11 protein-coding genes are annotated in these 9,704 nt (G+C 37.0%); 10 read left to right on the top strand and 1 reads right to left on the bottom strand.

The window, feature by feature from the left end:
- The 5 genes from P9B04_RS08525 to P9B04_RS08505 all read left to right on the top strand — a co-directional run.
- Positions 1-363: hypothetical protein (locus P9B04_RS08525; protein ID WP_342054557.1), on the top strand; the 363-nt coding region annotated here is incomplete at its 5' end.
- A complete protein-coding gene (locus tag P9B04_RS08520) occupies positions 348-470 on the top strand; it encodes a hypothetical protein (RefSeq protein WP_342054556.1) in 123 nt (40 codons plus the stop codon). The genes P9B04_RS08525 and P9B04_RS08520, both read left to right, overlap by 16 nt.
- 92 nt (positions 471-562) lie before the next feature.
- Positions 563-901, top strand: coding sequence for a hypothetical protein (locus P9B04_RS08515; protein WP_342054555.1), 339 nt, complete (start codon positions 563-565; stop codon positions 899-901).
- A gap of 114 nt (positions 902-1,015) precedes the next feature.
- Positions 1,016-1,189, top strand: coding sequence for a hypothetical protein (locus P9B04_RS08510; RefSeq protein ID WP_342054554.1), 174 nt, complete (start codon positions 1,016-1,018; stop codon positions 1,187-1,189).
- Between the two features lie 5 nt (positions 1,190-1,194).
- Positions 1,195-1,575, top strand: a complete 381-nt coding sequence (locus P9B04_RS08505) for a RusA family crossover junction endodeoxyribonuclease (protein ID WP_342054553.1) — start codon at positions 1,195-1,197, stop codon at positions 1,573-1,575.
- 196 nt (positions 1,576-1,771) lie between these two features.
- Here the strand turns inward: P9B04_RS08505 and P9B04_RS08500 are convergent, their stop codons facing one another.
- Positions 1,772-2,527 carry a CopG family ribbon-helix-helix protein gene (locus P9B04_RS08500; protein ID WP_342054552.1) on the bottom strand — a complete coding sequence of 252 codons (756 nt, stop codon included), beginning with the start codon at positions 2,525-2,527 and terminating at the stop codon, positions 1,772-1,774.
- 267 nt (positions 2,528-2,794) lie between these two features.
- Between P9B04_RS08500 and P9B04_RS08495 the strand changes: the two genes are divergently transcribed.
- From P9B04_RS08495 to P9B04_RS08475, 5 genes are all read left to right on the top strand, one after another.
- Positions 2,795-3,061: a hypothetical protein gene (locus tag P9B04_RS08495; RefSeq protein ID WP_342054551.1), complete on the top strand. Its 267-nt coding sequence runs from the start codon at positions 2,795-2,797 to the stop codon at positions 3,059-3,061.
- A 106-nt stretch (positions 3,062-3,167) separates the two neighbouring features.
- The gene (locus tag P9B04_RS08490; RefSeq protein ID WP_342054550.1) at positions 3,168-4,124 is read left to right on the top strand and encodes a tyrosine-type recombinase/integrase; all 957 of its coding nucleotides are present in this window, start codon (positions 3,168-3,170) and stop codon (positions 4,122-4,124) included.
- Between the two features lie 125 nt (positions 4,125-4,249).
- The gene (locus P9B04_RS08485; protein WP_342054549.1) at positions 4,250-6,010 is read left to right on the top strand and encodes a phospholipase D-like domain-containing protein; all 1,761 of its coding nucleotides are present in this window, start codon (positions 4,250-4,252) and stop codon (positions 6,008-6,010) included.
- A 101-nt stretch (positions 6,011-6,111) separates the two neighbouring features.
- Positions 6,112-6,870 carry a hypothetical protein gene (locus tag P9B04_RS08480; protein WP_342054548.1) on the top strand — a complete coding sequence of 253 codons (759 nt, stop codon included), beginning with the start codon at positions 6,112-6,114 and terminating at the stop codon, positions 6,868-6,870.
- Between the two features lie 313 nt (positions 6,871-7,183).
- Positions 7,184-9,704: DUF3987 domain-containing protein (locus P9B04_RS08475; RefSeq protein ID WP_342054547.1), on the top strand; the 2,521-nt coding region annotated here is incomplete at its 3' end.

The following is a 9,704-nucleotide window of genomic DNA, read 5'->3' as shown; positions in this document are numbered from 1 at the left end:
GTAGATGAAACTGTAGATGGATCTACAAACTCTAAAATCTTTACCAATAGTGACTTACAGAGAATAAAAGCTCAAACTGTAGATGAAATTAGAAAAAAAACACAACCGCCCGAGAAATCACCCCTCCCCAATGAAAAATCAAAATCTACAAAAAACCCATCTACACCATCTACAAACATCTACACTTCTGATGAAATCGACTCAGAGAGCGACTTACAAACTGTAGATGGCTTATCTACAGTTGATCTACAATCATCTACAACATCTACAGTTTCCCAAAATTCAAAATATAAGCCTGGGGACTTGATCAAAGGAAATGCGTCCATCCAATGGGGAAGATGCCCATTGTGGGAAAAATTATAAAAAGTGGTGATCACCTTGAGCTTGAGACAAAAGATGGCATTACCTACCCATTAACCGTTATTGAGGATATCGAGCCAGCATCCTGGAAAGATTATCATCTAGAGTAAGCATCAGCGAAGTGAGCCAAAATAGATAGCTGAAATAATGCTATCTATCCTTATTATTGGTTACAATAATATTAGGTATTATTGTATTAATTATGTCATTAACCTATATTTTTACCTCCGAACAAAGACAAATATTTTCGGACTGTGAACACCTCCCAATTACGGTTAATAGGCAGTGGCACAAAATATTAAATATTCCTTTTTATGCAACTATGGCTAATAGAATAAGTGCGATGACTAAATGGTTGGAACAAGAGGCAATCTATCATTTTGAAATCGATAATTATGTAGTGATTAGTAGGAATGAATCTAAATTCTACGGCTTGGTTTGTGGGGTACTTTCACTTTTAGGATTAGGGATTCAAAGATTAACGGAAGTGGATGAATTTAGAGAAAAATACAGAACCAAAAAGGCATCTGATAGGAATTAAAAGAACACATATTGAAATACCTGCAAACATACATATATGTATCTTTGACAGATATTAGTTGGTCTTTTAAAATGGGATTTCAATAATATTCATAAGAGAAAAATGATTACAGACATGAACAATATTCACCCCGACGACTTAGCTATTATCTTTGAGAAGGCAGTAGCTTTTATCAATGAGGAAAGACCAAAATATGAGGACGCATTAAAAATGAGCATAAGGAATTATTTGAAGATAAAAGATATTGAACCTGAATTGTGGGATCAGTTTTTGCCCGAAAACTACTAAAATCTATGAAACAAACTTTTATTTTAAAAGGTGAAATTATCCCGAAGGCGCGCCCCAAAGTAACCAGAAATGGCACTTTCTACCCCCCAAGGTATAAAGACTTTTTGGAGGACGCTACGAGGCAATTAATAATCCAGAAAAAAGTTTTTAGGAGGAAATTAACTCCTCCCTGCGAGCTAGAAATTGTTTTGTACAATCCGCACCGTAGGGGAGACTGCGATAATTTGGCCGGTTCGATCATGGATGTGTTGGTTAGGGCTGAGATACTCCCCAACGATAATTTAAACAGCGTTTGTCAATTATTTGTCGCATATATCGATGATGGGAGTAGATTAAAGTCCGCTTCAGTGACTTTGACAAATGGGGATGATATCGCTGATTTTTAAATGAGGGGTTGGCATAAAATAACCCGTAACGCTGTAACAACCTCTTACTCCCTCTTGCTTCCGATAGCTCGAAAATAGGGATTTTTTGCCAAAAAATAAGCCCGATTTTGATGGTAAAAAAGCTCAAAATCAGGCATTTTAAAGAATTTTTTTAGGTAAAGTGGGAGTAAAAATCTTGATAATTGGGAGTATGGGATTATTTTTTTATCCAGTGATTACCCTGTTTATCCCACTGCATAAATACATCCCATTTTTCCTTATTTTTCTGAGGTGGCTTCAAATTTTTATCCTCATATCTTTTCTTTGCCCACCGCGTAACGGTGCCGGAGTTGATACCAAGAATATCTGCTAGTTGGCTACTGTTTAGTTTTCCCTCATTTTCCTCAGTCTTTTGTCTGGTGGGGCTTTTGGGGATTTTATTCGTTTCAGTTGGTGGGATGTCCTCAGATATTTGGTCTGTGGGGGGTTCTCCCGTCGCAATGGGTTCTAATACTTGATTATCTTTTAAACCACTTTCTAGGCTATTTTCGGAGGGCTTATTTTCAGTGTTACCTTGTGTACTTTGTAATGTCACATCATCCTTATTACTAATACTTTGTACACTTTGTAAGCTATTTTGATCAAGATTATTTTGTGTACTTCGTAATTTTTCGTGTACTGTCTTTTGTATTATATCGTGTACATTGTCAGATATAAACTTTTTGACAGTCTCCTCTATTATTTCTTGACTACTAATACTTTGTACACTTTGTAAGTTATTGTCCCCCTCTCCCCATTGGTGGGATTGATAAAACTCCAGAGCATCTAAGATTACTTGGCTACGATTCCCCCCTGTACCTTTCCGTGAAGGATAGCGATCGCTGGCTAGATTCTCTATTGCTCCTAATAAATCCAAGGGAATCCTTACCGTAATGGGCTTATCTGTTGGGGTTTTAATGTCGTTGTCTGTCATTATCTTACTTTGTGTACGTTGTATCGATACTACTAAATACTTTGTACACAATGCAATACAGATATTAAATATTACTCTGTGTACATTGTCCGATAAATCTTGCTTATGGCTATTGACAGACATTGTATACAGAGTAATACTGAAGTTAAGAATACTTTGTACACATTGAATACATAAGCATTAGGGAACCTTACCCCTAAAATAAAAGCAGTCCCCTGGCGGCCACCTTGGGGACATAAATAAAGTAACTAATTTGAGAGTAACACGATGTCAGAAGACAGATTAGACCGAATTGAAAAAATTGTCGAATCCAATGCTAAATCGATCCAGGCGTTAAGTGATGCCGTAGCACGAGACAGAAAAGAATGGAATCGGGATCGTCGTCATATTTTTGATTGGATGGCTAGATTATCAGCAGCACAAGCAGACTTTTATGAAGTTCAAGCTGATTATATTCGTCACATTGAGACGATAGAGGATCGACTGGCGACAATTCTTGATCGATTGACTCCAGAAAACGAGGATCAACCTTAACCATTTTTAGGGTGGCATCGTGGCCACCCTTTTATCCCAAAAACCAAGTGTTGATAATGACGATTTTCACCAGTTCAATAGTACAGAATAACCAAAATAAGTACAAATGACTAACATAGTTTCTTTTAACAGCAACCTAACCCATCTAACACCCCTAACCTCTACAACTGATTGGGATCTAATCCTTCAAGACTGGTTAAGCACTAAGCGATCTCCTCATACTCAAAGGGTTTATCGAAAGGATATCACCAACTTTCTCAATGACGTTAACATGACCCTCGGAAAGTTTCTATCGGGCGATCGCTATCAAGGGCATGAACTACTAACCAGATATAAAGGTCAGATGATATCGAAGGAACTAACACCGGCCACTATAAACCGACGGCTGGCAGCCATCAAGTCACTGGTTAGTCATGCTTATCAATGCGGTCACTGTGAGTTTACCCTAGAAACAGTGAAGGGGGAAAAGATGGCGCAATACAGGGATACGTCAGGGATTGACCTTGATCTGTTTAAGGATGTTTTGGCCAATGTTGATCGGTCAACTATCATTGGGGTGAGGGATTATGCCCTATTGGTTTTGTTGTGGAGTAATGCTCTACGACGGTCAGAAGTTGCCAAGACGGATATTAAAGACTTTGACCCCGATGGGATGACTTTACGGATCTATGGGAAGGGAAGGGGAACAGAAGCCGAAACAGTTTCGTTAGGTAAAGGGACTGTAATGGCGATCTCAACCTACTTAGAGTTGAGGGGAGATGTTAATGATGATGACCCTCTCTTTGTAGCGCATAAGCCTGGGTATATTGGCCATCGTCTCCATACCAACTCCATCTATAAGATTGTTCAGAAACGATGTGAAGCTGTAGGCATTAAAAAGGTAATGAGTCCTCATCGGATTCGGCATAGTGCTATTACTACGGCATTGGATAAGACTGATGGGGACGTGAGAAAAGTTCAAAAATTAAGCCGTCATGCTAACCTCAACACTTTGATGATTTATGACGACAACCGCTTAAATGCCCAAAAGGACATAACAGAGATGCTAGATAGTTTGATTTAATCATCATCCTGATTTGAGTAGCGATTAATTCTTTTAAATTTGTCTAAGTTTGATAAAATCCATAAAAATGTTGCTTTTTTAGTATCAAAAGGGAACTTTATCAATAATGTATAAAGTTTCCTTTTATGAGAAAGCAATTAAATAATCAAAATCGTATTTCTACTCATCTTCTAGAAAAATTAGCTATTGGTTCATCATTACTAGGAATGGGAATAACAGTTGCCACTCAACAAGTTCTGTATTCTGTTGCTCCTTTGACTTTAGCCCTTGGAATAAATTTTTTAAATCGACAAAAACTAGAAAAACATAGTAATAAAAAAATAGAAAAAAACTTAGAATTAGTTGCAAAAGAATTAGTTATTCATTTACGTCCTAATGTTAATTATAATATAACTCAGATAAAAGCTAATAAAAATAGTATTCTAGAATCTAAATCTAATTTAGAAATATTAAACAATAAGTTTGAAGCTTTAAAAACTGATTGTGTTCTAGATATATCAAAGAATCAGTGTGATTTTATAACAATAAGCAATGAAATAGAAGAAATCAAAAAAAAAATAAAGAAATCGGTTTCAAATACATCTATTGATAGTTTACAATCGGAAATCAGAGAAATTGACAATAATAAACATTATGAGTTATTAGAGATTAAACAAGCTATATCTGACCTTGAAAATCATCGTTTAAATGAGTTAAATAATTTAGAATTTGAAATTACGTCTTTAAAACAAAAATTTGAAGACGTGATAACTTACTCAGCTATAAATCAGTTAAAATCTGAAATAAGGGACATAAAAGATTATACATATAACAATATAGAAAAGGTAATCAATACAACATTTATCCAAGTGAAAAATAATAATTTCATTGAACTCAACGAAAAAATTGCTTCACTTAAGAATCAAATTAATTATCTTAATGATTCAAGAAGTTTGCATAACTTAGAACAAAAAGTAAAAGAAACCTTTTTAGAAAAACTTAATACTTTAGAACATTATAAAGAAGATTTACTAACCCTTATCACTGAAGAAGTTGAAAAAGTAGAAAAACAAAGCAAAGATATTTTAGCATTAATATTTGAAGAATTAGAAATAGTCAAAAAAGAAAATAAAGCCACAACAGATAATGAGGATATTCAAGCTTTAAAACAAGAGGTAAAAGACTTAAGAGAAAAACATAATAATATTTCGGTACCCATTGTTAATATTTTAAATAAATTACGCAATTTACAAAAAATATCTCATGATTATGAATATACTTTGTTATTTGGAAGAAAAGAAAGTCGTCAGGTATTTATTGATGCGTTAAAAAATACCCATAAAGAATTAATTTTAGTTTGCCCTTGGATTTCTTTTGATGCTATAGATAAAGAAATCAAAAAACTGTTTTTTTGCTTATTAAAAAGAGATGTAATAATAAAAATCGGATATGAAAGAAACGAAGACAAAAAAAAAGATAAAGACTATAATACAGCAGTAAAGTTTTTTGATGAACTAAAGGCTAGATATCCCAAAAAAGTTATTATTAGAAAAATTGGAACTCATGAAAAAATCCTCATTTCGGATCAAAAAATGACTATGTTTGGTAGTCATAATTTTTTAACTTCATCAGATATTAGCAAAGAACGTGAATTAGGATTAAAAACAAATAATCCTCAAATCATCGCAAAAATCAGAGAAAACCTTGAAAAAGAATTTTTACAAAAAGAAATTAGACCAATTTATAAGAATTCTCCAATAAAATTAATCGAAGAAAATTCTATCATAACAACAATTGCTTCGCACAAAGTGGATAATCATAATACTAGCTATTCAAAGGGCAAATGTATTTTTTGTGGAAGCTCTAGTATGCCTGGTGATTTTAAATGTGCTAGATGTGATGATTAAACTGTAGAGGCGATCGCTAACTACTAGGCTTTTCTAGCCTTACACTTTCTATTAATATTGGCTATAATTAGGTGGTATTTCAACAGAAATCAGGAGAAAATATGGCAATTGTCCCCGTCAAAGAACAGGAACAAATATTAAGTACTATTGAAGGATTACCCCCCCATGAATGGCTCAAGAACAAAACTGATGATCAGCGAAAATATTGGGAGAATTTAAGGCAAGGATGGGGTATGATTTTTATAGAGATGAATGCTTATTTTTCGGGAAAAATATCACCCTACTCTCTTGAAAATATTGATGCAGAATACCAGTATTCGCACAAAAGGATAGAAAAATGGGCTAAAGCAATGAGGCGGCGATGGCTAGACTATTACCAGCTTATCCATGATTGTTGGTGTTATTTACCTAGTGCTACTAGCTCTAAAAAATTGGTTATCCCTTCAACTCCAGGGGATTTATTAATGGCTGTTATGCGGGAGGAATGCGAAGCACAATTGAAAGATAGCGAATCTTATAGTAGATTCTCTCCAAGGGCTTCTTATAAGTTGTACCAAACTGATAAAAAAGTCAGAGAATTAAGAAACAAAAAAGATTTAACCAAGCCTGAGAAATTAAAGATAGAAAGGTTTGAAAAGCAGGTTAGGCAGTTGGGACATGGAAGCGATCAGAAGCTTTATTATCTGGTTTACGATTTGGCTAAAAAACTACAGAAGCGAGACAAGGATATAGCTAGAAGCCTATCCCGTTACCATGAGACGATGGATGAGTTAGATAAGGTCTGTCATTCCTTTACCCGTCCAGATCAAAGAATGAAGGGGTACCAATGGATCAGAGGGATTAAGAAACCATTATCTTAACAAAAGTTTACAATCGGGTATTTTTTTTAAAAGGGCTGATTTTCGTTTTAGAGTGAAGATGTTAAAGAAAATTTTGGAGGGCTTCATCAACAAAAGCAAGCTTTATTCTCTGCGTTGTGACCCCTGGAAAAATCCGAAAAGCCGGTACAGTCAAAAATCGCTTGGTGGTGGTTGACAAGGCCACATACCAAAAACAAAAAAACTTTTTTTCTAACTTAACTGTACCCTATTCGACACTTACTTAAACAGCCAGAGATGACGGCTAAAAAGTTGAAACCCTCCAAAGCTTCACTACAAGCTAAAGGAGAGCCTCATGGTATATCATAATTCTGACTCTATTCTAACATCTCAAGTTATTGGGGAAATGGTAGAGAAGTGGGCATCAGGCAAAAAGAAAAATGCTAAAGGAAATATAGAATGTCCAAGCTGTGGACAGCAAGCCTTTAGCTTCAATAAAAGGGAGAAATACCGCTACGACTGCCATAAATGTCACGATGGTTCATCTATCCTGAAATCCTTGATTGAGATATTTGGGGAAGGATACAAGTCCGAACCCATCAAGAAAGCCATACGACCCAAAAAGGAACGTTCATGGATCTATCGGGATAGGCAGGGACAGTTTTTAATCAAAGTAACCCGAACCGACGACGGGAATGGAAAAAGAAGCTTCAATCAATATCATTGGAATGGTAAGCAGTGGATTAGTGGGTATGGGCCCGTCAACCGTGAAGACATTCCCATTTACAGATATCGAGAGGTCAGGGAGGCGATCGCACAAAACAAAACCATCTTTATTGTTGAAGGGGAACCATGCGCGGATCTCCTATGGAAGAAGGGCATACCGGCCACTTGTAACATTGGGGGAAGTGGTAAATGGCTACCCCATCACTCTAAAGACTTAGAATCCGCCAAGGTTGTTATCTGTCCAGATCGGGATGTTTGTGGAGTAGAACACGCTGACACCATAGTTAAAGATTTCCCCGATGCCCAATGGCTTTATGCTTTTCCTGATTCCCCTATGTGGCAAAATCTACCCGAAAATAAAGGATTAGACTTAGCTGATTGGGTAGAAGATTATAAACTTTCCAAGGATGATGTTTTAACAGCCGTCGTCAACGAGAAACGAGAGACAGCAACCCATAATCAGACTGGGAGTAGTGTGGGCGGTAAAGGGAATCAGGCTAAAAACAAAGTAATTAATCATCCCAGATACAACCCTGACCCGATTAACCATGACGAGCTAGTTTCTAGGATTGATCGACTCATTGAGGATAACTTGGGTGAGACTCAAGTATCAATCGAACTTACTAACTTAGCTAAAGAGTTCGGGGCGTTTGTCCCGGATCTCAGGAAAATATATAGTGATCGCCTAAAACAATTAGAACAGATAGAGGATAGAGAAGACACTAAAAAACAGCTTGATTACCTTCTTAAAACTGAACACACCGACATCGACTTAAAGCACTACCTCCCCCAACAAATGGCAGAGCCTCTTACTTGGATTGCTGATGTGTTAGGTAGTAATCCACTGTCGATGTTAACTATCTTATTACCAGTAGTGGCCAGTTTAACTAACCCAGACACCAAACTAGAGTTAATTAAGTCAACCCAGTTTTACGCTAAACCCATTCTCTACACTGGCATTGTGGCCGAGAGTGGCTCTGCTAAGTCCCCAACAATGAAAACCATCATCAGTCCATTCAAGAAATTACAGAATGAAGCTGACGCACGGTATAAGGAGCAATTGGAAGAGTATCAAGAGGACATGAGGGCATGGAAGGCTACTAAGAAAGATGATAGGGATGAGGAACCCTCACCACCTGCACCCCCTCGGGAATACTTCACCGGTGATGCTACGTCCGAGGCGATATCCAAAATCCAATCAGATCAACCCGACAAAGGATTTTTGATGGAGTTTGATGAGTTGTCGGGATTGATTAAATCAGCCAACGCTTACAGAGGTGGTAAAGGGACAGATGCCGAAAAGATATTATCAGGACGTGACGGTACAGGGATTAAGGTAAATCGAGCTAGTGGGAAAAGATTAAGTAACCCTCGCTCTACTTTCTCCATTACTGGTGGGATTCAACGGGACGTGCTTAAACAACAGATGGGCGATCGCAAAGATTCCCAAGGACATTGGGCAAGGTTCCTATGGGCTGTGATGCCTATCCGTGAGGCTAAGTTTCCCGACGATGAACCCCCCATCTACATCAACAGCATCCTAGAGAACTTGTACAGAAAGATTGAAGCCTTACCGGCCATTGATTACACATTGTCCCCAGAAGCCCGGGAGATTTACGCTCAATGGTTCCGTAAGTTGGAGAAATCTAAGATGGATGAGCCTAACCAGGCTTTAAGGGCTGCTTATGCCAAAATGAAGCAGTTTGTAGGAGATATTGCCTTATTGCTGGCTACCATTGAGAATGCCTTTTATGATGAGGAGCTTGAAGTTGTGATCTCAGAAAGGATAATGAGGATAGCCAGAAAATTGAGTGCGGTGTACTTAAGACAGATAAAACTGGTATATGGTGAAGCTGACACGAATGACGGCAATTTATCCCCAATATTTAAGAAAATTATCGAATTATCAAATCGGAAAGGTAAGGTGACGGCTAGGGAAGCCATACAGGGAATAAGGGAATTTCAAAAATCAAAACTATCTAGCGATCAAATTCGGGAGATGTTTAATGAGTTAGTTGAGATGGGATATGGAAAAGTTATTGGGAATGGGAGAAGACTAGCCTTTTTATCCAGTGGGCATAAAACTGTAGATGATTGTAGATCAACTGTAGATGAAACTGTAGATGGATCTACAAACTCTAAAATCTTTA

This window comes from Crocosphaera sp. Alani8 (genome assembly GCF_038442745.1).
In the GTDB taxonomy this organism is placed as follows: Bacteria; Cyanobacteriota; Cyanobacteriia; order Cyanobacteriales; family Microcystaceae; genus Crocosphaera.
The sequence above is the reverse complement of the archived record's forward strand: the minus strand, read 5'-3'. Positions and strand labels throughout refer to the sequence as shown.

Excerpts from the sequence above, each read along its gene's own strand:
- P9B04_RS08490 (WP_342054550.1), top strand. The coding sequence starts at position 3,168 with ATGACTAACATAGTTTCTTTTAACAGCAACCTAACCCATCTAACACCC.
- P9B04_RS08505 (WP_342054553.1), top strand. The coding sequence starts at position 1,195 with ATGAAACAAACTTTTATTTTAAAAGGTGAAATTATCCCGAAGGCGCGC.
- P9B04_RS08480 (WP_342054548.1), top strand. The coding sequence starts at position 6,112 with ATGGCAATTGTCCCCGTCAAAGAACAGGAACAAATATTAAGTACTATT.
- P9B04_RS08500 (WP_342054552.1), bottom strand. The coding sequence starts at position 2,527 with ATGACAGACAACGACATTAAAACCCCAACAGATAAGCCCATTACGGTA.
- P9B04_RS08510 (WP_342054554.1), top strand. The coding sequence starts at position 1,016 with ATGAACAATATTCACCCCGACGACTTAGCTATTATCTTTGAGAAGGCA.
- P9B04_RS08495 (WP_342054551.1), top strand. The coding sequence starts at position 2,795 with ATGTCAGAAGACAGATTAGACCGAATTGAAAAAATTGTCGAATCCAAT.
- P9B04_RS08485 (WP_342054549.1), top strand. The coding sequence starts at position 4,250 with ATGAGAAAGCAATTAAATAATCAAAATCGTATTTCTACTCATCTTCTA.
- P9B04_RS08515 (WP_342054555.1), top strand. The coding sequence starts at position 563 with ATGTCATTAACCTATATTTTTACCTCCGAACAAAGACAAATATTTTCG.